At 67.1% G+C, this 26,043-nt stretch carries 19 protein-coding genes and 1 pseudogene; 5 read left to right on the top strand and 15 right to left on the bottom strand.

What is annotated here, in order from left to right; genetic code table 11:
- Positions 1-52: 52 nt before the first annotated feature.
- Both ACZ0AE_RS12430 and ACZ0AE_RS12425 read left to right on the top strand, forming a co-directional pair.
- Entirely contained in the window at positions 53-1,201 is a 1,149-nt protein-coding gene (locus ACZ0AE_RS12430; protein ID WP_038687618.1) for an acyl-CoA dehydrogenase family protein, read from the top strand.
- A gap of 106 nt (positions 1,202-1,307) precedes the next feature.
- Positions 1,308-1,601, top strand: coding sequence for a hypothetical protein (locus ACZ0AE_RS12425; RefSeq protein ID WP_038687620.1), 294 nt, complete (start codon positions 1,308-1,310; stop codon positions 1,599-1,601).
- Positions 1,602-2,091: 490 nt separating this feature from the next.
- Here the strand turns inward: ACZ0AE_RS12425 and ACZ0AE_RS12420 are convergent, their stop codons facing one another.
- The 3 genes from ACZ0AE_RS12420 to ACZ0AE_RS12410 are packed head-to-tail and all read right to left on the bottom strand — an operon-like array spanning position 2,092 to position 7,214.
- Positions 2,092-5,265, bottom strand: a complete 3,174-nt coding sequence (locus ACZ0AE_RS12420) for a multidrug efflux RND transporter permease subunit (protein WP_463601279.1) — start codon at positions 5,263-5,265, stop codon at positions 2,092-2,094.
- A gap of 15 nt (positions 5,266-5,280) precedes the next feature.
- On the bottom strand, positions 5,281-6,555 hold the full coding sequence (locus tag ACZ0AE_RS12415; RefSeq protein ID WP_137189848.1) for an efflux RND transporter periplasmic adaptor subunit: 1,275 nt from the start codon (positions 6,553-6,555) through the stop codon (positions 5,281-5,283).
- Positions 6,555-7,214 (bottom strand): TetR/AcrR family transcriptional regulator, encoded by a 660-nt coding sequence (locus tag ACZ0AE_RS12410; RefSeq protein ID WP_038687626.1) that lies wholly within the window; start codon positions 7,212-7,214, stop codon positions 6,555-6,557. Before ACZ0AE_RS12410 ends, ACZ0AE_RS12415 begins: the two co-directional genes overlap by 1 nt.
- Before the next feature lie 344 nt (positions 7,215-7,558).
- Between ACZ0AE_RS12410 and ACZ0AE_RS12405 the strand changes: the two are divergent.
- From ACZ0AE_RS12405 to ACZ0AE_RS12395, 3 genes and pseudogenes are all read left to right on the top strand, one after another.
- Positions 7,559-12,454: pseudogene (locus tag ACZ0AE_RS12405) on the top strand (NAD-glutamate dehydrogenase); the annotation flags it as partial.
- Between the two features lie 398 nt (positions 12,455-12,852).
- A complete protein-coding gene (locus ACZ0AE_RS12400; protein ID WP_463601278.1) occupies positions 12,853-13,659 on the top strand; it encodes an NAD kinase in 807 nt (268 codons plus the stop codon).
- Positions 13,660-13,738: 79 nt separating this feature from the next.
- On the top strand, positions 13,739-14,686 hold the full coding sequence (locus ACZ0AE_RS12395; protein WP_038687632.1) for a 5'-nucleotidase: 948 nt from the start codon (positions 13,739-13,741) through the stop codon (positions 14,684-14,686).
- A 39-nt stretch (positions 14,687-14,725) separates the two neighbouring features.
- On the opposite strand, the gene ACZ0AE_RS12390 is transcribed toward ACZ0AE_RS12395, so the two are convergent.
- The 12 genes from ACZ0AE_RS12390 to asnS form a co-directional block, all read right to left on the bottom strand.
- Positions 14,726-15,298 carry a DUF2939 domain-containing protein gene (locus ACZ0AE_RS12390; RefSeq protein WP_038687633.1) on the bottom strand — a complete coding sequence of 191 codons (573 nt, stop codon included), beginning with the start codon at positions 15,296-15,298 and terminating at the stop codon, positions 14,726-14,728.
- Positions 15,299-15,361: 63 nt separating this feature from the next.
- Positions 15,362-16,348 (bottom strand): aldo/keto reductase, encoded by a 987-nt coding sequence (locus ACZ0AE_RS12385; protein ID WP_463601277.1) that lies wholly within the window; start codon positions 16,346-16,348, stop codon positions 15,362-15,364.
- A 5-nt stretch (positions 16,349-16,353) separates the two neighbouring features.
- Positions 16,354-17,040: a DUF2461 domain-containing protein gene (locus tag ACZ0AE_RS12380; RefSeq protein WP_463601276.1), complete on the bottom strand. Its 687-nt coding sequence runs from the start codon at positions 17,038-17,040 to the stop codon at positions 16,354-16,356.
- A complete protein-coding gene (gene sbcB / locus ACZ0AE_RS12375; RefSeq protein WP_463601275.1) occupies positions 17,037-18,476 on the bottom strand; it encodes an exodeoxyribonuclease I in 1,440 nt (479 codons plus the stop codon). Before sbcB ends, ACZ0AE_RS12380 begins: the two co-directional genes overlap by 4 nt.
- The gene (locus ACZ0AE_RS12370; RefSeq protein ID WP_185753533.1) at positions 18,476-19,840 is read right to left on the bottom strand and encodes an FAD-dependent oxidoreductase; all 1,365 of its coding nucleotides are present in this window, start codon (positions 19,838-19,840) and stop codon (positions 18,476-18,478) included. Before ACZ0AE_RS12370 ends, sbcB begins: the two co-directional genes overlap by 1 nt.
- Positions 19,841-19,878: 38 nt before the next feature.
- A complete protein-coding gene (gene kynU, locus ACZ0AE_RS12365; RefSeq protein ID WP_141056876.1) occupies positions 19,879-21,156 on the bottom strand; it encodes a kynureninase in 1,278 nt (425 codons plus the stop codon).
- A gap of 830 nt (positions 21,157-21,986) precedes the next feature.
- Positions 21,987-22,514 carry a 3-hydroxyanthranilate 3,4-dioxygenase gene (locus ACZ0AE_RS12360; RefSeq protein WP_137189839.1) on the bottom strand — a complete coding sequence of 176 codons (528 nt, stop codon included), beginning with the start codon at positions 22,512-22,514 and terminating at the stop codon, positions 21,987-21,989.
- Positions 22,515-22,540: 26 nt separating this feature from the next.
- A complete protein-coding gene (can, locus tag ACZ0AE_RS12355) occupies positions 22,541-23,203 on the bottom strand; it encodes a carbonate dehydratase (RefSeq protein ID WP_038687645.1) in 663 nt (220 codons plus the stop codon).
- Positions 23,204-23,279: 76 nt separating this feature from the next.
- On the bottom strand, positions 23,280-23,915 hold the full coding sequence (locus ACZ0AE_RS12350; protein ID WP_038687647.1) for an FMN-binding negative transcriptional regulator: 636 nt from the start codon (positions 23,913-23,915) through the stop codon (positions 23,280-23,282).
- 6 nt (positions 23,916-23,921) lie between these two features.
- Positions 23,922-24,236, bottom strand: a complete 315-nt coding sequence (locus tag ACZ0AE_RS12345) for a hypothetical protein (RefSeq protein WP_038687649.1) — start codon at positions 24,234-24,236, stop codon at positions 23,922-23,924.
- Complete coding sequence (locus tag ACZ0AE_RS12340) at positions 24,233-24,538, bottom strand: hypothetical protein (protein ID WP_463601274.1); 306 nt, start codon at positions 24,536-24,538, stop codon at positions 24,233-24,235. The genes ACZ0AE_RS12345 and ACZ0AE_RS12340 overlap by 4 nt, the downstream gene beginning before the upstream one ends.
- A 23-nt stretch (positions 24,539-24,561) precedes the next feature.
- Complete coding sequence (gene asnS / locus ACZ0AE_RS12335) at positions 24,562-25,956, bottom strand: asparagine--tRNA ligase (protein ID WP_038687652.1); 1,395 nt, start codon at positions 25,954-25,956, stop codon at positions 24,562-24,564.
- Between the last annotated feature and the right edge of the window lie 87 nt (positions 25,957-26,043).

The raw sequence follows: 26,043 nt of genomic DNA, 5'->3' as shown, positions 1-26,043 counted from the left end.
CCTGGACGCGCGTTGCGCGGCCATAAAACAACCATGTTCCCGGGAGGGTGTTGTGGATTTCAGTTTTACCGAAGAGCAGCTGATGCTGCAGGACGTTGCGCGCCGGATCGCGCAGGAAAAGATCGCCCCGAGCGCCGAACATCACGACCGTACCGGCGAATTCCCGCTGGACAACATCCGCCTGCTGGGTGAAAACGGCCTGATGGGCATCGAAGTGCCGGCCGAATACGGCGGCGCAGGCATGGACCCGATTGCCTACGTGCTGGCGATGGTGGAGGTCGCCGCCGGTGACGCTGCGCATTCGACCATCATGTCGGTCAACAACTCGCTGTTCTGCAACGGCATCCTGACCCACGGCAGCGAAGCGCAGAAGCAGAAGTACGTGCGCGCCATCGCCGAGGGTGAGGCCATCGGCGCGTTCGCGCTGACCGAGCCGCAGTCTGGTTCGGACGCCACGGCCATGCGCTGCCGCGCGGTCAAGCAGGCCGACGGTACCTTCGTGATCAACGGCAAGAAGAGCTGGATCACCTCCGGCCCGGTCGCCAAGTACATCGTGCTGTTTGCGATGACCGACCCGGACCAGGGCGCGCGCGGCATCACCGCCTTCATGATCGACACCGACAACGCCGGTTTCCACCGCGGCAAGACCGAGCCGAAGCTGGGCATCCGTGCCTCGGCCACCTGCGAGATCGAGTTCCAGGATTACGTGGCCAGCGCCGACGACGTGCTGGGCAAGGAAGGCGAGGGCTTCAAGATCGCCATGGGCGTGCTCGACGCCGGCCGCATCGGCATCGCCTCGCAGGCCATCGGTATTGCCCGCGCGGCCTATGAAGCGACCCTGGAGTACGTGAAGGACCGCAAGGCCTTCGGTGCGGCCATCGGTACCTTCCAGATGACCCAGGCCAAGATCGCCGACATGAAGTGCAAGCTGGACGCAGCGCTGCTGCTGACCCTGCGCGCGGCATGGGTGAAGGGCCAGGGCAAGCGTTTCAGCAATGAAGCGGCCATCGCCAAGCTGACCGCATCCGAAGCGGCGATGTGGATCACCCACCAGGCCGTGCAGATCCACGGCGGCATGGGCTACTCCAAGGAAATGCCGCTGGAGCGGTACTTCCGTGATGCCAAGATCACCGAAATCTACGAGGGCACCTCGGAGATCCAGCGGCTGGTGATCGCGCGCAACGAGACCGGGTTGCGCTGAGGGTGCGGGGCCACGACCATCGGTCGTGGCCCACCGGACAGGTGCCGACCGTTGGTCGGCACGCGGGTGAGGCAGAATGTGCCCTCGTTTTTTTGCCGGATATCCCATGCTGATTTACCGAGGCGCAGGTTTTCTGACCCTGCTCACCCCCCTCGCCACCTTGCTGTTGCTGATGTGGCTGTGGCCCGACCCTGCCGTTGCCAAGGGCAATACGTCGCTGACGCAGTTGCTGGTCGGATTCGGGAGTGGTGCAGCGATCAATGTGCTGCTGGGTCTGGTGCTCAACCGCGGCCCACGTGCGCCGGGTGAGCGTGCCCGCCATCATTTCTTTTTCGTGCCGATGCAGTGGCCGTCGCTGGTGATCGTGGTTGCCTGCGCGGTGGTGGCGCTGCTGCGCTGAGCGGTAGTGCCGGCCGCTGGCCGGCAACCAGGCGGTGCATGCAGAACAGGGTAGTGCCGGCCGCTGGCCGGCAACCAAGCGGTGCATGCAGAACAGGGTAGTGCCGGCCGCTGGCCGGCAACCAGGCGGTGCATGCAGAACAGCGTAGTGCCGGCCGCTGGCCGGCAACCAGGCGGTGCATGTAGAACAGCGTAGTGCCGGCCGCTGGCCGGCAACCAGGCGGTGCATGTAGAACAGGGTAGTGCCGGCCGCTGGCCGGCAACCAGGCGGACCATGTAGAACAGCGTAGTGCCGGCCGCTGGCCGGCAACCAGGCGGTCCGTGCATGGCACGTATCTGGAGGAGCCGGCCAGCGGCCGGCACTACCGGATCGAGGCATGCATCTGAACATGCGCCCGCCGATGAAAGGCTGTACCACCTGGCAATGCACCGCCCACAAAAAAGCCCCGGCTCGCGCCGGGGCTTTTCCGTTTCAGGGCGTCACCGCCGGATCAACGATCCGGGCGGTGCGTCGCGTTGGCTTCGCTCTGGCGCTCGACAAACTCCTTGGACGGCTCGTCCAGCTTGTCGCCCAGCATGCGGCGGACCACGATGAAGAACACCGGGATCATCAGCAGGCCCAGGAAGGTGGCGAACACCATGCCGCCGATCACGCCCGTACCGATGGCGTGGCGGGCATTGGCGCCCGCACCGGTGGAAATGGCCATCGGCACCACGCCGAGGATGAAGGCGAAGGAGGTCATCAGGATCGGACGGAAACGCAGGCGGGAGGCCTCGATGGTGGCCTCGCGCAGGGTCTTGCCGGCTGCACGCTGCTCCACCGCGAACTCCACGATCAGGATGGCGTTCTTGGCCGCCAGGCCGATCACGGTGATCAGGCCGATCTTGAAGTACAGATCGTTGGGCAGGCCGCGGGCCAGCGAGAACGCCAGCGCGCCGAGCACGCCCAACGGCACCACCAGCAGCACCGCCACCGGGATCGACCAGCTTTCATACAGCGCGGCCAGGCAGAGGAACACCACCACGATGGACAGCACCAGCAGCAGCGTGGCGGCGTTGCCGGCCAGGATTTCCTGGTAGCTCATGCCCGACCAGTCGTAGCCGAAGCCGGCCGGCAGGTCGTCGCTGACGATCCGCTCCATCGCCTGCATCGCCTCACCCGAGCTGCGCCCCGGTGCCTGCGAACCGACGATGTTGACCGCCGAGTAGCCGTTGTAGCGGCTCAGCGACGGCGGTGCGGACACCCACTCGGACTTCACCACGGTGCTCAGCGGAATCATCGCCGGGGTGCCGTCTACGTTGGTCTGCAGGCTGCTGGGCGTGTAGAAGCTGTTGAGCGACTCGGCGCCGGTACGGTACGGGCCGTCGGCCTGCATGGTCACGCGCTTGATGCGGCCTTCGTAGAAGAAGTCGTTGACGTACACCGGGGCCAGCATCAGCTGGATGGTGCTGTACACGTCCGACACCGACAGCCCCATCGTCTGGGCCTGCACGCGGTCCACATGCAACTGCAGCTGCGGCGCGTTTTCCAGGCCGTTGGGACGCACGCCGGTGAGCAGGTCGCTCTCCTCGGCGGCCTTGCCCAGCAGCACGTTGCGCGCCTGCGTCAGCTGTTCATAGCCGGCGCCGCCACGGTCCTGCAGCCACATATCGAAGCCGCCGAACTGACCCAGACCCTGCACGGTGGGCAGGTTGACCACGAAGATCTGCGCTTCCTTGATGCCGTAGAAAGCACCGTTCATGTTCTGGATGAACTCGGGCACGGTCACCTTGCGGTCGGCCCACGGCTTGAGCCGAATGAAGCCCATACCGACGTTTTCACCGGAGCCGACGAAGCTGAAACCGGCCACCTGCAGCATGCCTTCGAAGCCTTCCTGGTCCTTGAGCACGCCACGCATCTGCGCGAAGGCCTGGTTGGTCTGCGACTTGGTCGAGCCCGGGGGCAGCTGCACGATCGCCAGCGCATAGCCCTGGTCTTCCTCGGGCAGGAAGCTGCCCGGCATGCGGGTGAACAGGAAGCCGCACAGCACGGTGAGCACCACGAACAGGATCATCCAGCGCGGCGCATGGCGCACCGCCGAGGTGATGTGGCCCACGTAGGTGCCACTGATCTTGTCGTAGTACTTGTTGAAGGTGCGGTAGACGACGTTGGGCTTGTCGGAGTGGGTCGGCTTGAGGAAGGTCGCGCACAGGGCCGGGGTGAAGCCCAGCGCCAGGAACGCGGAGAAGCCCATCGCGATGGCGATGGTCAGCGCGAACTGCTTGTAGATCTCACCGGCCGCACCGCCCTGCAGGGCCGACGGAATGAACACTGCCGCCAGCACCACGGTGATGGCCACCACCGCGCCGGTGATCTGGGTCATGGCCTTCTGGGTGGCGGCCTTGGGCGGCAGCTTCTCCTCGGTCATGATGCGTTCGACGTTCTCGATCACCACGATCGCGTCATCGACCACGATGCCGATCGCCAGCACCATCGCAAACAGGGTCAGCTGGTTGATGGTGAAGCCGATGACGCTCATGCCCAGGAAGGTGCCGAGCAGGGCCACCGGGATGACCAGGGTGGGGATCAGGGTGGCGCGGAAGTTCTGCAGGAAGATCAGCATCACCAGGAACACCAGCACGACCGCTTCGATCAGCGTCTTGACCACTTCTTCGATCGAGATCTTGACGAAGGTGGTGCTGTCGTACGGCGAGAACCAGCTGACACCGGCCGGGAAGCTCGGCGACAGTTCGTCCATCTTGGCGGTGACCGCGTTGGCCACGTTCAGGGCGTTGGCGCCCGGCAGCAGCTGGATCGCGAAGGCACCGGTCGGCTTGCCGTTGTACTGGGTGTCAAAGCCGTAGTTGTTGGCACCGAAGGCAATCCGGGCGATGTCCTTGAGCATCACGCGCGAGCCATCGGCATTGGCGCGCAGGATGATCTGCTCGAACTGCTCGGGCGAGCTGAAGCGGCCTTCGGCCGAGACCGTGGCGGTGAAGTAGTGGCCCTGCGGGGACGGATCCGAGCCCAGCGAACCGGCGGCGAACTGCACGTTCTGGGCCTTGATCGCCGCCAGCACCTGGCTGGCCGACAGGCCGTAGCCCTGCATCTTTTCCGGGTTGAGCCAGATGTTCATGGCGTACTCGGAACCGAACTGCTGGGTGCTGCCGACGCCGGGGATGCGCGAGATCTGGTCGAGCACGCGCGAACCGACGATGTCGTTGAGCGCGTCACGGTCGATCGAGGCGGTGTCGGACTGCAGCGCCACCACCATCAGGAAGCCGGCGTTGGCCTTGGCCACCACCACGCCCTGCTGGGTCACTTCGGTGGGCAGGCGCGGGGTGGCCAGCGACACCTTGTTCTGCACCTGGACCTGGGCGATGTCCGGATCGGTACCGGTCTCGAAGGTCAGGGTGATCGAGGCGCGGCCGTTGGAGGCCGACGACGAACTGAAATACAGCAGGTGATCGATACCGGTCAGCTGCTGCTCGATCACCTGGGTGACCGACTTTTCGGTGGTGTCGGCGCTGGCGCCGGGGTAGGTGGCGCTCACCGTCACCTGGGGAGGCGCGATGCTCGGGTAGGACTCCACGCCCAGACCCAGGATCGAGATCACGCCTGAAAGCGAGATCAGGATCGCGACCACCCAGGCGAATACCGGGTGTTCAATGAAAAATTTAGGCATGACGGAGGGTTCCCGTTATTGCTTGTTCGGTTCGGCAGCCGGAGCGGCGTCGGACGTTTTGGCGGCGGCGTCGGCCGGGGCAGCGGCATCGGGCTTGGCGGCGGCGGCCGGTGCGGCGCCGGCCGGCGCAGCACCCGCAGGCGCCTTGCCATTGGCAGCAGCAGCGTCCGGGTTCCACGGGGTGGCCTTGGCCGGGGCGCCTTCCTTGACCTTCTGCACGCCGGCCACGATCACCTGGTCGCCAGCTTCGAGACCGCCGCTGACCAGCCAGTTGGTGCCCTGCTGGCCTTCGCTCTTGACGTTCTTGCGCGCCACCTTGCCGTCCTTGCCGACCACCAGCACGTAGCCGCCGGTGGTATCGCGCTGCAGCGCCTGCAACGGCACCAGGTAGGCGTTGTTGCGCTCACCCAGGGTGGCCTGGAAGCTCACGAAGGCACCCGGCAGCAGGATCTGCTGCGGGTTGGGCAGCACTGCGCGCAGCGACACCGCACCGGTGGTGGGGTCCACGGTGGTCGAGGAGAAGTCCAGCGTGCCCGGCTGGTCGTAGACCGTGCCGTCGGACAGCTTCACCTGCACGGTGGACTTGCCGTCCCCGCTCAGCGCCAGCTGGCCCTTGGCCTGCGCGGCGCGCATCTGGGTCAGCTCGTCCACGCTCATCGAGAAGTTCACATACAGCGGGTCCAGCTGGTCCACGGTGGTCAGCAGGGTGACGTCACCCTGGCCCACCAGTGCACCTTCGGTCACCTGCTGCTTGCCAGCGCGGCCACTGATCGGCGCGGTCACCTCGGCATAGCCCAGGTTGATCTTCGCGCTGGTCAGGGCGGCCTGGGCCTGCTGCACGGCGGCAGCGGCGGTACGCTCGGTGGCTTCGGCCGCGTCCAGGTCGGACTTGGACACATACTTCTGCGGGGCCAGCGAACGGGCGCGGTTGGCCGCGGCCTTGGCGTTGGCGTAGGTCGCCTGGGCCGAGGCCAGTTCGGCCTGCGAGGCGTTCAAGGACGCGCGCAGCGGGGCCGGGTCGATCAGGAACAGGACCTGGCCCTGCTTGACGTCGGCGCCTTCCTGGTAGACACGCTTGAGCAGCACGCCGGGCACGCGGGCGCGCACATCGGCGCTGCGGTACGGCGACAGGCGGCCGACCAGCTCACGCTGCAACGGCAGGGTCTGCGGCTTGGCATCGATCACGCCCACTTCCGGCGGCGGGGGCGTCTGCTGCTCTGGCTTCTTGCAAGCGGTCAGTGCAACAGCAACTGCGCAGGTCAGGGCAAGGCTGCGGAGTGGGGCGATCATCAGGAAAAACTCCGGTGTTGGTTTGAATGCAATGCCGCGGCGGTTTCCGGCGTGGCAAACGCGCGCAGGAAGCTGTCAACGGAGAATTCGGCCCAGCGGCGGCGCTCGGTGGCGTCGGCGCGATGGGGGGTATGGAAGCGTTGTTTCTCGAAATCCACGCCGGCGATCATGCTCAATAGCAGTTCGGCCATGAAGTGCGGGTCGTCATGCCTGAGCTGGCCCTGCGCACTGCGCACGGCAAGCCATTCAGCCACGTGAAGAACCAGCGCGCCGGCGCCGTCCCGGTAGAGCGCACGCGCCTCCTGGGGGAACTGGGCGGTATCGGTCGCGATCAGCCTGCGCGCCTGCATCACGTGGGGCTGGTTGCAGTGCTCCAGGTAGTCGGTGGCAAAGCGCAGCAGGCTGCCGCGCAGGTCGCCCTGGTCCAGGCTGTGCAAGCCGGCGGTGGCGCGGCTGACGTGGCGCTGCATCACCCGGCGCAGCAGTTCCTGCTTGCTGCCGTAGCGGCTGTAGAGGGTCTGCTTGGAACACCCGGCCTGCTGGGCCACCGCATCCATGCTGATCTGCATGCCCTGGGTGGCGAACAGGTCGCGCACGGCATCGAACACGCGCTGGTCGCGCGCATCCAGGGTGCTGGCGGCGGGGTGGGGGGGATTCACGCGGTGGACTATACCGTCCAGTTCAGAATTGGAGAAGCCTTGTGTTTGCGCGGGATTTGATACCCATCGTCAAGTTGCCACGGAAGTGGCCGATGCTTGGCTGCGTGGATCTCCTACGCGAGCGTCCGTACTCGTGCGGATTGACCATCGCGACGTAAACGCCACCCAACCCGAATCACCTTATTCCGTCCTGCAGCAAGGTATTTTTGTGCGGTAGGCCTACAATTTCATTTTCCCAACTGAGCAACACGCACCGCTCCGTCATGAAATCGCAGAAACCAGCAGCCAAGACCGTGAAAAACAAATCCAAACCAGCCGATACGCAGACTGTTTCGCCAGTGGGCTTCTCGCTGGAGCCGGTGTACACGGCCTTGCGCAAGCGCTACCCGGCGGCCGGGCAGGCCGAGGCCGTGGCATTTGCCGCCGACTTCTACAAGCGCATGGAGGCGGACGAGTTCCCGCACCACACCGCCGAGGAGTGGGCCGCCCTGGCGGCCGACACGCTGGAATTCGCGCGTGTGCGCAAGTCCGGCAAGGCCAATGTGCGTGTGTTCAACCCGACCCTGAAGGGCAACGGGTGGGAATCGCCGCATACGGTGCTGCAGATCGTCAATGACGACATGCCGTTCCTGGTCGACACGGTGACCATGTCGCTGGCCGAGCACGGCATCGGCGTGCACGTGCTGGGCCACCCGGTGATCCGCTTCGCACGCGACAAGGCCGGCAAGCTGAGCGGTGTCAGCGACGGCAACGCCGAATCGGTGATGCTGCTGGAAATCGACCGCCAGCCGGCCGAGGCCATGGCCGACGTCGAGCAGGCGATCGTCAAGGCGCTGGACGAGGTGCGTGCCATCGTCGGCGACTGGGATGCGATGCGCAGCAAGGCCAAGAGCCTGGCTGACGACCTCGGCACCCGCCAGCTGCCGATCGATGCGGCCTCGCGCGCCGAAGCGCAGGAATTCCTGCGCTGGGCCGCCGACAACCACTTCACCTTCTTCGGCTACCGCGAATACCGCGTGGAGAAGCAGGGCAAGGAAGACGTGCTGGCCCCGCTCAACGAGACCGGCCTGGGCCTGATGCGCGGCAAGGACAAGTCCGCCGCCCGTCCGGTCAAGACCCTGGCCGCGCAGGGCCTCAACGCCACCACCGGGTTGAAGGACGCGCTGATCCTGACCAAGACCAATGCCCGTTCGCGCGTTCACCGCGCCGGCTACATGGACTACATCGGCGTGCTGGAATTCGACGCCAAGGGCAAGATCATCGGTGAGCAGCGCTTCCTGGGCCTGTTCACCTCCAGCGCCTACAACCGCCGCCCGTGGGAAATTCCGCTGGTGCGTCAGCGCCACGAATATGTGATGACCCAGTCCGGCCTGGCGCCGAGCAGCCACAGCGGCAAGGCCCTGCGCCACATCCTGGAAACCCTGCCGCGCGAAGAACTGTTCCAGTCCAGCGAGGACGAACTGTTCCGCACCGCCATGGGCGTGCTGGGCCTGCAGGAGCGCGTGCGCAGCCGCCTGTTCCTGCGCCGCGACAAGTACAGCCGTTTCATCTCCGCGCTGGTCTACCTGCCGCGCGAGCGCTTCAATACCGATGTGCGCCTGCGCATCGAAGCGATGCTCAAGGACGCCCTGCAGGGCGAGTACGTGGACAGCTCGGTGGTACTGGGCGAGTCGCCGCTGGCCCAGGTGCACCTGATCGTGCGCCCGAAGGCTGGCCAGACCCTGGAAGTGGACACCAGCGCGCTGGAACAGAAGCTGGCCCAGGTGCTGCGCAACTGGCAGGACGACCTGCGCGAAGCGCTGGTGGCCCGCCACGGTGAAAGCGAAGGCCTGCGCATTGCCGCCCGCATCGGCAAGGCACTGCCGGCCGGCTACATCGAAGACTCCAGCACCGAGATCGCGGCCAACGACGTCAGCCAGCTCGACGCGCTGACCGGTCCGGACGACCTGCGCCTGAGCCTGCAGGCCGTGCAGCGCGAAGGCGGCGATGGCCTGCGCCTGAAGCTGTACCGCCAGCTGGACGACATTCCGCTGTCGGACGCGCTGCCGATGATGGAAAACATGGGCCTGCGCGTGATCGCCGAGCGTCCGTACCGCCTCACGGTGGACAACGCGCCGGTGTACGTGCAGGACTTCGAAGTGGAATCGGTGGCCGGTGCGATCGACGCCCCGAGCGTGGATGCCGCCTTCGGTGAAACCTTCGCCCGCGTGTGGCACGGCGATGCCGAGAACGACGGCTTCAACCGCCTGGTGCTGGCCGCTGGCCTGCATTGGCGCCAGGTGGCGATGCTGCGTGGCTACTGCAAGTACCTGCTGCAGACCGGCGTGCCGTTCTCGCAGGCCTATGTGGAAGGCACCTTCACCCGCTACCCGCTGCTGGCCCGCCTGCTGGTGGAACTGTTCGAAGCCCGCTTCGACCCGGCAACCGGCCACGAGAGCAAGGACGCCATCGCCGAGGGCCAGGCCCAGCTGCGCGAGCACCTGACCGTGCTGGCCGGCGGCGACGAGGCCACCCTGAAGGTGCTCAAGACCGTGGTCGATGCCCGCAAGGGCGACCGCAAGGCACAGATGGATGCCGCGCGCGACGCGCTGCTGAAGCTGATGGACCGCGTCTCCAGCCTGGATGAAGACCGCATCCTGCGCAGCTTCATGGGCGTGATCGACGCCACCCTGCGGACCAGCTACTACCAGACCGATGCCAACGGCCAGCACGGCCATGTCATCAGCTTCAAGTTCGATTCGGCGCTGGTGCCGGACCTGCCCAAGCCGCGTCCGTACCGCGAAATCTTCGTGTACGGCCCGCGCGTGGAAGGCACCCACCTGCGCTTCGGCGCGGTGGCCCGTGGTGGCCTGCGCTGGTCGGACCGTCGCGAAGACTTCCGTACCGAAGTGCTGGGCCTGGTCAAGGCGCAGATGGTCAAGAACACGGTCATCGTGCCGGTCGGCGCGAAGGGCGGCTTCTTCGCCAAGGTGCCGCCGGCCAGTGGCGACCGTGATGCGGTGTTCGCCAACGGCGTGGCCTGCTACAAGCTGTTCATCCAGGGCCTGCTGGACATCACCGACAACATCGTCAACAACAAGATCGTGCCGCCGGTGGACGTGGTCCGCCACGACATGGACGACCCGTACCTGGTGGTGGCGGCCGACAAGGGCACCGCGACCTTCTCCGACATCGCCAACGGCTTGGCCGTCGCGCACGGCTTCTGGATGGGCGACGCGTTCGCCTCCGGTGGTTCGGTGGGCTACGACCACAAGGGCATGGGCATCACCGCGCGCGGTGCGTGGGAGTCGGTCAAGCGCCACTTCCGTGCCCTGGGCCGTGACAGCCAGAGCCAGGACTTCACCACGGTGGGCGTCGGCGACATGTCCGGCGACGTGTTCGGCAACGGCATGCTGCTGTCGCGCCACATCCGCCTGGTGGCCGCGTTCGATCACCGCCACATCTTCCTGGACCCGAACCCGGATGCGGCCACCACGTTCGTCGAACGTGAGCGCCTGTTCACCGTGCCGCGTTCCAGCTGGGCCGACTACGACGCCAAGCTGATCAGCAAGGGCGGTGGCATCTTCCCGCGTTCGCTGAAGTCCATCGAGATCACCCCGCAGGTGCGTGAGGTGCTGGGCCTGGACGAGAACGTCAAGGCGATGTCGCCGAACGACCTGATGAGCGCCATCCTCAAGGCGCCGGTGGACCTGCTGTGGAACGGCGGCATCGGCACCTACGTCAAGGCCGCCACCGAGCAGCACAGCGACGTGGGCGACCGCGCCAACAACGCGCTGCGCGTCAATGGTGGCGAGCTGCGCTGCAAGGTGGTGGGCGAGGGCGGCAACCTGGGCATGACCCAGCTGGGCCGCATCGAGGCTGCCCAGGCCGGCGTGCTGCTCAACACCGACTTCATCGACAACTCGGCCGGTGTGGACACCTCCGACCACGAAGTCAACATCAAGATCCTGCTCAACGATGTGGTGCGGGCCAAGAAGCTGACCGTTGAACAGCGCAACAAGCTGCTGGCGTCGATGACCGACGAAGTGGCCGCGCTGGTGCTCAACGACAACTACCGCCAGAACCAGGCCCTGAGCCTGATGGAGCGGATGGCGGTCAAGCGCCTGGGCTCCAAGCAGCACTTCATCCGCACGCTGGAGCAGCAGGGTCTGCTGGATCGCCAGATCGAGTACCTGCCCTCCGATGCGGAGCTGTCGGCCCGCAAGGCGCGCGGCCAGGGCCTGACCCGTCCGGAACTGTCGGTGCTGCTGTCCTATTCCAAGCTGGTGGCGTTTGCCCAGCTGCTGGATTCGGACATCCCGGAAGACCCGTACCTGTCCAAGGAGCTGCAGCGTTACTTCCCGACGCCGCTGCAGAAGAAGTATGCCGATGCGATGGAGCGTCACCGCCTGAAGCGCGAAATCATCGCCACGGCCGTGACCAACCAGACCATCAACCGGATGGGCGCCACGTTCCTGATGCGCATGCAGGAAGACACCGGCCGCAGCGTGGCCGAGGTCGCCAAGGCCTACACGATCAGCCGTGAAACGCTGGACGCGCGTGCGCTGTGGGCGCAGATCGATGCGCTCGACGGCACGCTGCCGGAATCGGTGCAGATCGATGCGCTGGAAGTGATCTGGAAGCTGCAGCGTTCGTTCGTGCGCTGGCTGCTGTCGCGCCCGGGCACGATGCCGGGCATCACCGAGGCGGTGAACCGCTACCAGGCCGCGTTCAACGATATCCGCGTGGCGTCGGGCGTGCTGCCCGATTCGCAGCGCCCGGCCTACGAGGCGAGCGTGGCCGAGTGGAAGGAAAAGGGCCTGCCGCCGGCACTGGCACAGCAGCTGTCCGAGCTGCAGTTCCTGGAGCCTGCGTTCGACATCATCGAACTGGCCCGGACCCGCAAGCTGAAGCCGGTGGACGTGTCCAAGATCCACTTCCGCCTGGGCGACGCCCTGCAGCTGCCGTGGCTGTTCGAGCAGATCGACGCGCTGGAGGTCAACGGCCGTTGGCATGCCGTGGCGCGTGGCGTGCTGCGCGACGAGCTGGCCGCCCACCATCGCAACCTGGCTGCCCAGGTGCTGTCGATGAAGGGCAGCAGCGCCGAAGCCAAGGTGGCGGCCTGGATCGGCCGTGACGACAGCAGCCTGCGCTTCACGCTGTCGATGCTGGCCGAACTGGCCGAGCAGAAGACCCTGGACTACCCGACCGTCTCGGTCGCGGTGCAGCGCCTGGGTCAGCTCGCCGCGCATGGTGCGTAAGCGCATTCGCGCTGACGCCCCACGGTTTGCGTTGCAAACCGTGGGCCCCATGCGGACCGTGCTTCCAGACCCCTGCGCCTTCGGCGCGCCCCCTGACTCAGGGGGGCTCTGCTCCAGCCGCGTGTCTCTGGATCTGCAGCTGCATGAGTAACCAACGGCCCCGCTCACGCGGGGCCGTTTTTGTTTGGTTGTTTGGCTTGGTGCGGCAAAGGCGAAAGGCAGCGCGTGCCGTTTGCTCCTGGGCTGGGCGGGGCTGTGTGGGTTCACGGGACACGCCGCAAGTACGTCCTTGTAGGCTCCGCCACCGCATCCATGCGGTGGAGGGTCCCGTGAACCCACACCCCCCGGCCCAGCACAGGAACAGAGAGCGACGGCTGCTTTGCCGTGGTGCGGCAGGTATGCTCTGTGCAACAAACTGCCGCACCGGATCCACCGATGAGCGCTTCCCCCGTATCGCCTTTCTGGCCAGCAACACCGAGGCTGCGCAGCAGGCGCTGGCGCAGATGCTGGCCCGCTATGGCGATTGCACGCCCGAGCAGGCCGATGTGCTGTGCCCGCTGGGGGGCGATGGCTTCATGCTGCAGACCCTGCATCGCCATGCCGCGCTCGGCAAGCCGGTGTTCGGCATGAAGCTGGGCACGGTCGGGTTCCTGATGAACCAGTTCCGTGACGACGACCTGCCGGCCCGCCTCGCGGCCGCCGAGCCCGCCCACCTGCGACCGCTGGAGATGCTGGCGCTGACCGAATCGGGTACCACCACCGGCTCGCTCGCCTACAACGACGTCTCGCTGCTGCGCCAGACCCGCCAGGCCGCGCATATCGGCGTGGATCTCAACGGCCAGGAACGCGTGGCCGAACTGATCGGTGACGGCGTGCTGGTGGCCACCCCGGCCGGCAGCACCGCCTACAACTATTCCGCGCATGGCCCGATCCTGCCGCTGGGCTCGCATACCATCGCGCTGACCCCGTTGGCCCCGTACCGGCCGCGTCGTTGGCGCGGGGCGATCCTCAAGGCCGACACCGAGGTGCGCTTCCGCGTGCTCGACCCGTATAAGCGGCCGGTGAGTGTGACCGCCGACTCGCACGAAACCCGCGACGTGGTCGAAGTGACCATCCGCGAATCGCGCGAGCGCCGGGTCACCCTGCTGTTCGACCCGGAGCACAACCTCGAAGACCGCATCCTCAGCGAACAGTTCATGTTCTGAACGGGCCGGGCCGTAGCAGCCATGCACTGTGGGACAATGACTGGCCGGCCGCTGCGGCCGCATTGGATTGCTGAGTGCCATGGGCGACAACACCCCCCGTCTGCTGACCGTCGCGGTAACCTCGCGCGCGCTGTTCGACCTCGAAGAAGGCCATGCGCTGTTCGAGGCCGAGGGCGTGGACGCCTACGCCGAGTACCAGCGCAAGCATGAGGACGACGTGCTGCGCCCCGGCGTGGCATTCCCGGTGGTACGCAAGCTGCTGGCGCTCAACCAGGGCCAGTCGCCGGAGTCGCCGCGGGTGGAAGTGATCCTGCTGTCGCGCAACTCGGCCGATACGGGGCTGCGCATCTTCAATTCGATCCAGCATTACGGCCTGGGCATCATCCGCGCCACCTTCACGGCTGGCGAGCCCACCTGGCCGTACGTGAAGCCGTTCGGCACCGACCTGTTCCTGTCGGCCAACCCCGACTCGGTGCGCCGCGCGCTGTCGCACGGCATTGCCGCGGCCACCATCCTGCCCAAGCCGCCGGGCGAGACCATCGCCGCCGCCGAACAGGTCGACCTGGGCCGACCGCTTGGCCAGCTGCGCATCGCCTTCGATGGTGACGCGGTGATCTTCGGGGACGAAAGCGAGCGCATCTCGCGCGAGCAGGGCGTGGAAGCGTTTGGCCGGCATGAGCGCGAGAATGCGCGCGAGCCGCTCAGCGGTGGCCCGTTCCGCAACTTCCTTTCCGCCCTGCACACCCTGCAGGCGGTGTTCCCGTCGGGCGAAGACGCGCCGATCCGTACCGCGCTGGTCACCGCGCGTTCGGCACCGGCACACGAGCGGGTCATCCGCACGCTTCGCGAGTGGGGCGTGCGCCTGGATGAGGCGCTGTTCCTGGGCGGACGCCACAAAGGCCCGTTCCTGGAAGCGTTCGGCGCGGACATCTTCTTCGACGATTCGCAGCACAACATCGACAGCGCCCGCCAGCACCAGAGCGTGGCCGCCGGGCACGTCCCCCACGGCGTCGCCAACGACGGGTAGGCCATGACCGTTGGTCATGGCGCGGATAGATCGGCGTACCTACCGGATCGGGAGGCCGGTGGGCGCGGTGTCGTCGGCGAGCGGCAGGCGGATGTCCACCAGCTTCCAGCGCAGGCCGAACCGTTGCAGGACGAACACGATCGGCGCGCCGCTGGCGGTGTGCGTGGTGGCGGTGAAGCGCGACAGCGATTCGAAGTGGTGCTCGGCGCCCTTCAGCGGGCGGGGCTTGCGCGGCGCCGCGTAGGCGTCGTTGCTTTCCAGGTCGTTGCTGGCGCGCTTCCACAACGTGTGGCCTTCCAGCAGCGCGCCAATGCCGGTGGGCGTGGCCATCGCGTCCACGGCGGTCCCGGTGAGCTTCTCACTGGCCGACAGCAGCAGCGCCCCCAATAGGTTGGACTGCACCTCCGGGCCGGCCTGGCGCACCACGTAGTCGTTGAGCTGGGCGCGCAGGTTGGCGCGCAGCAGCGGGAAGTCGACGTAGCGGTCCAGCTTGGCGGTGTCGCGGGTTTCGATGGCCTGGGCCAGCCCGCGCACGGTCAGATAGGGCCCGCTGAAAAAGAGGCCTGCCAACACCAGCAGCAGGGCCAGCAGCAACCACGGAAGTTTCTTCATCGATCCGGTACCTGCAGGAGACTGCCTCGAGCTTGCCGCAGCGCCGGTGGAGAAGTGTGAACGCTACTGGCTGGGCGAACTGCCGCCGCGCTGGAACGCGGCCACCAGCCGCGCCCGTTCGTCGGGCTGCAGCGCGTCCACGCGGGTGTCCAGGATCTGGTCGAGGTTGCCCACCCGGGTCGTGCCCAGCACGCCACTGGCGATGCCCGGGTTCTGCAGCACGTAGGCAAACGCGGTCTGCCCCGGCAGCTGCGAATGCACGCCCGCCACCGCCTTCTGCAGGGTGCGCGCGCTGCGCATCAGCTGGCGGCTGGAGGGCTTCAACCACGCGCGCGCCAGGTACCAGGCGTCGGCCAGCCGCGGCAGCCGCACGCGCGCCGGCAGCAGGTGGCCCTGGGCCAGCACGGTGCCGGCCAGTACGCCGATGCCTGCCGCGTGCATGGCGGCAATCAGCGGTTCGCGGTCCTGCTGCAGCACGTTGTAATCGATCAACGCCACGTCGAACAGGGTGGGGTGGTCGGCGATGTGCTGCATGATCGCGCCGGTGTGGGTGTTGATGCCCAGTAGGCGGAACATCCCGTTGCGGCGCATGCGCTCCAGCGCGGTGAGCAGTTCATCGCTCAGTTCGTGCAGGCCGATGCCGTGCAGCTGGAAGATGTCCAGGTGGTCGCAGTGCAGGTTGCGCAGCGACGCGGCGCAGCTGCGCTCGATGTTCGCCGGCGAAAAGTCGCGGTGCTCGGCGCCGCTGATGCCGGCCTGGCCGGTCAGCGTGCCGGCCTTGCTGGAGATCACCAGCCCGTCGCGCGGGTGGCTGGCATAGGCGCGCTGCAGGATGCGGCCCAGCCGTGGCTCGGCGTTGAACGCCGAATAGTTGTGGCCGGTGTCGAACAGGTTCACGCCGCGCTCCAACGCGCGGCGCACGATGCGTTCGGCCTCGCCTTCGGCGAACCGGTGGTTGCCCCAGAACCCGGAGCAGCCCAGCGCCACCTGCGATACCTGCAGGCCGCTGCGCCCCAGCGGGCGCGTTGGAACGGCCGTATGCGCGGGCATGGTGCTCAGAATTCCAGGTCCAGCGCCGCGCACAGGTAGTCCACGAACGGGCCCAGCGTGACCAGGTCGGCGGCGATGGTCTGGCGCAGGCGCGGGCCGGTCATCACCGCATCGTCCAGCGAGCGCCAGAACACCCAGTTGCGGTGCTTGAGGTCGTCGATGAACTCGAAATCCGGCTCGAACCCGCGCGGCGGGCGCACCAGCTTCTCGCTTTCCTCGAAGTCGAACTTCTTGCGCAGTACCGGCGAATGCGCGGCCGCCTTCCAGCTGCCGGGGTTGTCCACAATGAAGTGCCGCACCTTGCGCTGGGTGGCCGGTTCGGGATGCCACAGGCCGGCACCGACGAAGCTCTCGCCGGGTTGCAGGTGAATGTAGAACGACGGGGCCGGCATCTGCTTGCGCCGCTCATGGAACAACCGCGCGCCCTGCCAGCTCTTGTACGGCGACTTGTCGTTGGAGAAGCGCGCGTCGCGGTAGATGCGGAACAGCGAGCCGCCAACGCCGCGCGGGTCGGCGCGGAAGTGCTCGCTGACCGCGGCCAGGTCCGGTTGCAGGTCGGCGATCAGGCGCAGGAACGGCTGGCGCACGTGCTCTTCGTACTGCGGCTTGTGGTCGTTGAACCAGGCCTTGTCGTTGTTGCGGGCCAGGCCGCGCAGGAAGGTGAAGCTCTTCGGGCTGAAATACGTGCTCACAGGCTCTGCTCCAGGTGGGTGCCCCAGTCGCGCAGCTGCTGCAGCAGGGCGAGCCTGGCCGGATCGTCGGCATGCTCGGTGGCCAGTGCGTCCAGCTGCGCGCGGAACTGCGGCAGGGTCTGCTCGCCCAGCGCGGTGTCGCCAAGCAGGCGCTGGCGACGATAGTCGTTCCAGCGTGAGCGCTCGGTCGCGTCCAGGGTCTGCGGGTGGTTGCGCGCGCGGTAGCGGAACAGCAGCTCGGGCATGCGCGGATCGCGCAGGCGTTCGGCGTAGCTGGCCAGTTCGGCCGGCGGGCTGGTACGGATGCGGGTCATCAGCGCTTTGTCGCCGTCGGCCAGGAAGCCGTCGTACAGCGAGGCGTCCACGTCGCTGGGGGGCAGCACGCGCTCACCGCCGAACACCTGGCGCACCTTCTCGGCCAGGGTCGGCCCCAGCGCACGCAGGCGTGCGGCCTTGGCCTCGATCTCCACCGGGTCGATGCCCAGGCGGGCGTGGTCGGCCGGGCGCAGGTGATTCCAGGCCACCAGCGCCGGCACCTTGTTGAGGTGCACTTCCTTGAGTGGCACGCGCTGCTCGCCTTCGGCCAGATCGGCCGCGCGGGTGTACAGGCGTGCGGCGAGGGTCTCGGCCGGCAGCGCCAGCAGCGCGTCGATGTCGCCGTCCAGGTCGAGCGCGATGATGCGGTTGTTGATGTACGGGTGGCGCGCCAGCGGCAGCACCGGGGCGGCGCACATGCGCTGGGCCGGGTAGCGCATGGAAATGTGCAGCACCGGCTGCAGGGCGTCCACGTCGAGCAGGCTGGCTACGAAGCGCTTGTCGCGCAGCTTCAGCGCGTAGTCCCACAGGCGCGGTTGGGCCTGCTTGAACAGGCGCGCCAGGCCGATGGTGGCATGCACGTCCGACAGCGCTTCGTGGGCATCGCCCTGGCGCACGTTGTTGGCGGTGGCCAGGTGTTCGAGCTTGAACGAGGTGGCGCCATCTTCGCGCTGCGGCCACACCACGCCCTCCGGGCGCAGCGCATGCAGCAGCCGCATCATGTCCAGCAGGTCCCAGCGCGAATTGCCGTTGCGCCACTCGCGCTCATACGGGTCATGGAAGTTGCGGAACAGCCCGTGGCGCACGAACTCATCGTCGAAGCGCAGCGTGTTGTAGCCCAGCGAGCAGGTGCCCGGGCGCGCCATCAGGTCGTTGATGCGCGCGAACGCCTCGGCTTCGCTGACCCCGGCGGCCAGCGCATGCTGCGGGGTGATGCCGGTGATCAGGGTGGCCACTGGCGAGGGCAGCAGGTCATCGGCGGGCTTGACGTAGAAGCTGACGGGTTCATCGATGATGTTCAGGTCGGCATCGGTGCGGATCGCGGCGAACTGTGCGATGCGGGTGCGGCGCGGGTCCTGGCCGAAGGTTTCCAGGTCGTAGAACAGGAAGCTGTCAGCCATCAGTGCGCGCCCTCCAGCACGGGCAGCTGCGCATGCACGATGTGCTCCAGCGCGGCCCAGTCGATGTGGTCCAGGCTGTCGTGCCCGGCGGTGGCGTCTTCGAGGATGCGACGCTGCAGTTCGGTGCGCGCGTGCGCCACCGCATACGGCGTGTGCAGGAAGGTCACCATGGTGTAGTGCGGGACGAAGCGGGTGGGCCAGCGCGCCTGCAGGGCCTGTTCCAGTTCGCGCTGCAGCAGGAAGGCCGGGTCGGCAACGCGGTCGCGCATTTCGAGGTAGTTTTCCAGCGCCATCTGCTGGATCGCTTCGGCGTTCGGCTTGCGGTCGGCCTCGAAAGCGGCGAAGGCCGCGGCCAGCGTGTCCTGTTCCAGCAGGTGGCCGGCCAGCGCCACGCAGTCCTCAAACGCGCAGTTCATGCCCTGGCCGTGGAACGGCACCATCGCATGCGCGGCGTCGCCCAGCAGCACGGCGCGGCCCTGCAGGTGCCAGTGGTTGAGATGCAGCGTGCCCAGCAGGCCGGGTGGGTGTTCTTCCCAGTCGCGGCGCAGGTTGGGAATCAGCGCCAGCGCATCGGGGAAATCGCGCGCGAACAGCGCTTCGGCCTCGGCACCGGTGGTGGTGGTGGCAAAGCTCGGGTCGCCTTCGTTGGGCAGGAACAGGGTGACGGTGAAGGTGCCTTCGTCATTGGGCAGCGCAATGCACATGTAGTGCCCGCGCGGCCAGATGTGCAGCGCGTTGGCTTCGATGCGGAAGCCGCCGTCGGCGGTGGGCGGGATCTCCAGTTCCTTGTAGGAGTGGTCGAGGAACTCGGTGCGCTCATCCAGCGGCTGCTTGCGGTTCATCGCCGCGCGCAGCGCCGAGCCGGCACCATCGGCGCCGATCAGGGTGTCGAACCGGATGTCGTGCGGCTGGTCGTCGCGGTCGTCGATGAAGCGGGCATAGCCGGCATCGAAATCGACCGTGTGCAGGCGGCGGTGGAAATGCACCTGCGCACCGGCATCTTCGGCCAGCTGCAACAGCGTGGTGTTGAGGTCCTTGCGATGGATCGACCAGATCACTTCGCTGTCGTCGCGGCCGTAGCGTTGCAGCTGCGGCTCGCCTTGGCGCGGGTGCACCATGCGCCCGCGCATCATCACTGCCTTGGCCATGACCGCGTCTTCGACCCCGGCCTGGCGCAGCGCATTGCGGCCGCGTTCGGCCAGGGCCAGGTTGATCGAGCGGCCTGACTCGTAGTCGCTGATGCGCGGGTCGCCGCGACGTTCGTACAGGGTGATCCGCCAGCCTTGGCGGGACAGCAGGATGGCGAGCAGCGAGCCGGCCAGGCCAGCGCCGATGATGCTCAGCGAGCGGGAAGGGGGTGCGATCACATCGATGTCCGTGGGGGCGGGGAGGGCGGGGCGGATTACAGCCCTGCCCAGGCGTCCACTTCGTCGACGAAGTGGTGCAGGTCCTGGTAACGGTTGTAGAGCGGGGTCGGCGAAATGCGGATGACGTCCGGTTCGCGCCAGTCACCGAGCACGCCGACGGTCTGCAGGTACTCGAACAGGCTGCGGCCCCGTTCGCGACCACCGACCACGCGCAGCGAGAGCTGGCAGCCGCGGCGGTCCGGTTCGCTGGGTGTGAGCACCTCGAGGACGCCGGTCAGGCGGGCGCGGACCAACGCGTCGAGCAGGCCGGTCAGGCGCAGCGACTTTTCGCGCAGGGCGGCGATGCCACCGGCCTTGTCGACGACGTCGAGGGCGGCGCGCAGCGGTGCCAGGCCGAGCACGGGCGGGTTGCTGAGCTGCCAGCCTTCGGCGCCGACGGCGGGCACGAACTGCGGGGCCATTTTGAAGCGGGTGGCTTCTTCGTGGCCCCACCAACCGGCGAAGCGCGGCAGGCTGGTGTCGCGGTGGTGGCGTTCGTGCACGAAGCACCCGGCCACGGCGCCGGGGCCGGCGTTGAGGTACTTGTAGTGGCACCAGACGGCAAAGTCGGGGGCGATGTCGTGCAGCTGCAGGGGGATGTTGCCGACCGAGTGGGCCAGGTCGAAGCCGACGCGGGCGCCCTGCAGGCGGGCCATGCGAGTGATGGCGTCGAGGTCGAAGACCTGGCCGCTGCGGTACTGCACGCCGGGCCACAGTACCAGCGCCAGGCGCGGGCCGTGTTCGGTGATGGCGCGTTCGATGGCCTGCAGCGAGATGGTGCCGTTGGGCTCGTCGGGCTGGACTTCGATGAGGTCGGTGGCCGGGTCGAAGCCGTGGAAGCGGATCTGCGATTCGACGGCGTGGCGGTCGGTGGGGAACGCGCCGGCTTCGATGAGGATGGCGGGGCGCTCGCGGCTGGGCCGGTAGAAGCTGACCATCATCAGGTGCAGGTTGACGCTGAGGGTGTTCATGGCGACCACTTCGCTGGGCAGCGCGCCGACGACGCGGGCGAGCTGTTCGCTGACGAGGCGGTGGTAGCGCAGCCACTGGGTGTCGCCGGTGAAGTGGCCTTCGACGGCCAGGCTGGCCCATTTGTCCATGACGTCCTGGACGGCGGCACGGGCGCCGCGCGGCTGCAGGCCCAGCGAGTTGCCGACGAAGTAGGTCTGGTCGCGGTGGTTGTGCTGGGGGAAGACGAATTCGCTGCGGAGGGTGCGCAGGGGGTCGGCAGCGTCCAGGGCAACTGCATGGGTGCGGCTGAGGAGTTCGGACATGGTGCAACCAGCGGTGACAGTGACGGACAGTTTATCCGGGTGGTGGGGGTGTGGGCTGAATCCGGTGTGGGTGGGGGGTGTGTGTTTTTTTTCGAGGCGTGAGGCAAGTGCAACGGCCACGGCAACGGCAACGGCAACGGCCACGGCCACGGCAGAAGCGTGGTGTCTGTGCGGTGGGTGGGCTGGCGCGGTGCGGGTGGGTGGCCGGGACACGCCGTAAATCCGTCCCTGGAGGCTCCGCCACCGCATCCATGCGGTGGAGGGTCCCGGCGACCCACCCGCACCACGCCTTGACACAGGGCCGGTGCGCAGGGGAAATGCGGGTAGTGCGGGGATTGTGGTGATGCGGGGTGATGGGGGTGGTGGGGGGCCACGCGGGGTGGTGGGGGGTGACGTGGGCTGACGCGGGCTGACGTGGGGTGACGTGGGGCCACGCTGGTAGAGCCGACCGTTGGTCGGCTGCTCTTCGCTCAGAGGTCATGCTGCCATCGAACGACGAAGGGGTGTCGGCAGTCGATCGAGGATCGACCCTACCAGGGCCGTGGTCACGCAGGTCACGTTGTGGTCGTGGTCGTGGTCGCGGTCGCGCCGCAACGCAATGCAATGCAACGCAGCGCAATGCAACGCAGCGCAATGCAACGCAATGCAACGCAACGCAATGCAATGCAACGCAATGCAATGCAACGCAGCGCAGCGCAACGCTGTGGTCGGGGTGACGCAGGGCCGTGCAGGGCCATGCGGGGCTACGCGGCGTCACCCGGGGTAGAGCCGACCGTTGGTCGGCTGCTTTTCGCTCAAACGCGCGCGTGCAGCTCGGCGCTTCTCAAGCCTCAGCCTTCAACCGCAACAACACCTGGCAACGGGTCTACATGCCCGCATGCCTCGCACGTGCGCATCTCCACCGATGCCTGGTACCGCGCAAACACCTTCGGCAGGTCGGTTTCGATGTTTTCCAGGGCGAAGTACTCTTCGTACAGCTTGTGGTTGCAGCGCTCGCAGAACCACAGCAGTCCGTCGCGTTCGTGCGCCAGCCGCTTGCGCTCCACCACCAGGCCCACGCCGCCGGGCGGGCGGCGGGGTGAATGGGGCACCTTGCCCGGCAGCAGGAAGATTTCGCCCGCGCGGATCGGGATGTCGCGCACTGCGCCGTCTTCCTGCACCTTCAGCACCATCTCGCCTTCGAGCTGGTAGAACCACTCCGGGCCTTCGTCGTAATGGTAGTCCGTGCGGCTGTTCGGCCCGCCCACCACCATCACGATGAAGTCCCCGTTCTCGATCATCTTGTTGCCCACCGGCGGCTTCAGCAGGTGCCGGTTTTCTTCGATCCAGCCCAGCAGGTTGATCGGCATGGGAAGCATGGTGCGATGTCCGTAGTGGGGAAGGGTCAGTCGCGCTTGCCGCGACGCGGCACGTGCGCCAGCGCCCGCTCGTAGGCCGGCTGCAGGTCTTCCGGCGCGCCCACGTCGATGCCCATCTCGCGCACCCGGCCGTCCTTCAGGCTGTAGACCCAGCCGTGCACCATGAGCTTCTGGCCGCGCGCCCAGGCGTCCTGCACGATCGTCGAGCGGCAGGCGTTGACCACCTGCTCGATCACGTTCAGTTCGCACAGCCGTGCATGCTTCAGATCCGGGTCTTCAATCGCATCCATGATCGACGCGTGCTTCTGCGCCACATCGCCCACGTGCCGCAGCCAGTTGTCGGCCAGGCCCACCCGCGTGTTGTGCAGGCTGGCGTGCACGCCGCCGCAGCCATAGTGGCCCACGATCAGGATGTGCTTCACCTTCAACTGGTCCACCGCGTACTGGATCACGCTCAGGCAGTTGAGGTCGGTGTGCACCACCACGTTGGCCACGTTGCGGTGCACGAACACCTCGCCCGGTGCCATGCCGATGATCTGGTTGGCCGGCACGCGCGAATCCGAGCAACCGATCCACAGGTATTCCGGATGCTGCTGCTTGGCCAGCTGGTGGAAGAAGTCCGGATCTTCTTTCTCGATCCGGTCCGCCCATTCGCGGTTGTTCTGCAGCAGCTTGTGGATGTCTTTCATGGGGCAGGTGTCCCTGACGTAAGGTGGGGGCAAGGCGCGGCCAGCCTGGCCGCGGCGTCGCGGGAAACGGGGAGGGTCAGCCGGCGGTGTCGCCGTCGCGGCGCCAGCGCATCCACTGCGCCAGCTCGCGGGAAGCCGGGGCGTCCAGCGCCGACAGCGCGTCGATCACGCTGCGCTGGTTCGCCTCCGGGTGGTTCTGGCTCAGTTTGAGCTTGATCTGTACCTGGGCCGGGCGGAATCGGAAGCCCACGATGCCGGCCAGCATGCGCTGCTGGCGCGGCTCGATCGGCAGCAGGTCCCAGTCGCCGCCCACCGTGCCTTCGTAATGCGTGCTCAGTGCATCCAGCATCGCCACCAGTGCATCCGGGTCGGTGACCGGCTCCAGTACGCCGCGCAGTTCGGCTGCGGCATAGTTCCAGGTGGGGACGCGCGCCTGCGCATCTTTGTCCGGATACCAGCCCGGCGACACGTACGCGTGCGGGCCGTTCACCAGCAGCGTGGCCGGGCCGGCGTGGCCGGCCTGCGGATTTGGTTTGGCCCAGTGGCCCTCGATCAGGATGCCGTCGGCATCCCGCGTGTACACCACCGGCAGGCGCGTGGCCTGCGGGTAGCCGTCGGCGCCGTTGGTCACCAGGGTGACGAACGCATCGCGAGCCAGCAGCCGGTCCAGCCAGATCAGGTCGGTCTCGGCGAAGGCGGACGGAATGAACATCGTCGGTTACGCGCGGGCGCCCAGGCTCTGCACCATGCGGCCATGCAGGTCGGCATCGCTGGCGCCCTGCGGCGGCTGCACTTCATGCAGCGAGAAGCCGCGGATCAGCGCGTCTTCCTCGTCCAGCCCGTCATAGGAGACGAATTCGGCGTCGAACAGCTGCGAGCGCGCGGTGTCTTCGCTGTCGTAGCTGAGCGTGTTGCCGTCGCTGTCGAGCACTTCGGCGGTGCCCGCCGGGCGGATCCGCAGGCGGGCCCAGATCAGCGTGTTGCCCAGGCTGGCCAGGAACCACTCGTCGCGGTCAGGGGTCGTGTCGTTCATATCAGTACCATCGAAAGCAGCCAGAGCAGGGCAGCCATGCCCAGCCCGGCAAGAAGAGTAAGCAGCGAGAGCCAGGCCGGCGTGGCCAGGCCGGTCAGCGAGCGGTCACTGCTCTGGCGATAGTCGCGGCCGAGCAGCCAGCGCAGCGCATCCGGGCGCAGGAATGCGCCCGTACCGAAGCGATCCGCCAGCGCCGGGTGGCGGTCGCGGATGTGGACCAGGGTGAGCGGCCAGAAGATCACGAAGGCACTGAACCCGGCGATCGCCACGCCGACGAAGCACAGCGCGAAGAACAAGGTCATGGGTCAGTGCCTCCGTAGGTGGATCAGAACTCGGCGGTGCCCGGTGCGCGCGGGTAGGCGATCGCATCGCGGATGTTGCCCAGCCCGCAGACGTAGACCACCAGGCGCTCGAAGCCCAGCCCGAAGCCGGCGTGCGGCACCGAACCGTAGCGGCGGAAATCGCGGTACCAGCCGTAGTGTTCGCGGTCCAGGCCGAATTGCGCCATGCGCGCGTCCAGCACGTCCAGGCGCTCTTCGCGCTGGCTGCCGCCGATGATCTCGCCGATGCCCGGGGCCAGCACGTCCATCGCCGCTACGGTCTTGCCGTCGTCGTTCAGGCGCATGTAGAACGCCTTGATGTGCTCGGGGTAGTTGGTCACCACCACCGGGCGGCCGATGTGTTCCTCGGTCAGCCAGCGCTCGTGCTCGGTCTGCAGGTCCAGGCCCCACTCGACCGGGAAGTCGAACTTCTTGCCCGAGTTCTGCAGCAGCTTCACCGCCTCGGTGTAGTCGATCTGCTCGAACGGGGCGTTGATGAAGGCTTCCAGCTTGGTGATCGCGTTCTTGTCCACGCGCTCGGCCAGGAACGCCAGGTCGTCGCCGCGCTCGTCGAGCACCGCGCGGAACAGGTACTTCAGGAACTGCTCGGCCAGGCGTGCGTCTTCGGCCAGGTCGGCGAAGGCGATTTCCGGCTCGATCATCCAGAACTCCGCCAGGTGGCGGGTGGTGTTGGAGTTCTCGGCGCGGAAGGTCGGGCCGAACGTGTACACCTTGCTCAGGGCCAGGCAGTACGCCTCGACGTTGAGCTGGCCGGACACGGTCAGGAAGGTTTCCTTGCCGAAGAAATCGCGGCTGAAATCGACCTCGCCCTTGTCGTTGCGGGGCAGGTTGGCCATGTCCAGGGTGGACACCCGGAACATCTGGCCGGCGCCTTCGGCATCGGAGGTGGTGATGATCGGGGTGCTGATCCAGTTGAACCCGTTCTCGTGGAAGAACCGGTGCACGGCCTGGGACAGGCAGTTGCGGATGCGGGTGACCGCGCCGAACAGGTTGGTGCGCGGGCGCAGGTGCGCCACTTCACGCAGGAACTCGGCGCTCATCGGCTTGGGCTGGATCGGGTAGGTCAGCGGGTCTTCGACCAGGCCGACGATCTCGATGTGGCTGGCCTGGATCTCGAACGACTGGCCCTTGCCCTGCGACTTGACCAGGGTGCCGCGGGCGATCACCGAGCAGCCGGGGGTGAGCGCCTTGATCTCGTCGAAGTTGCCCAGAGTGTCATTGGCCACCACCTGGATGGGGGCAAAGCAGGAGCCATCGGTGACATTGACGAAGGCCAGTGCTGCCGACCCACGCACCGTACGCACCCAACCGCGTACGGTTGCCTCGCCGCCTTCCGGGATCTTCCCGGCAAGCGCATGTTCAACGCTGACCACCGTCATGACTTGAATCCTCTATTGATCGACTCGATCTCTGAACGAGGAGTTTAACGGGTGCAGCGTTCTGCTTGCGAGGCATTTTTAGCCGCC

Source organism: Stenotrophomonas sp. AC248 (assembly GCF_979258185.1).
The sequence above is the reverse complement of the archived record's forward strand: the minus strand, read 5'-3'. Positions and strand labels throughout refer to the sequence as shown.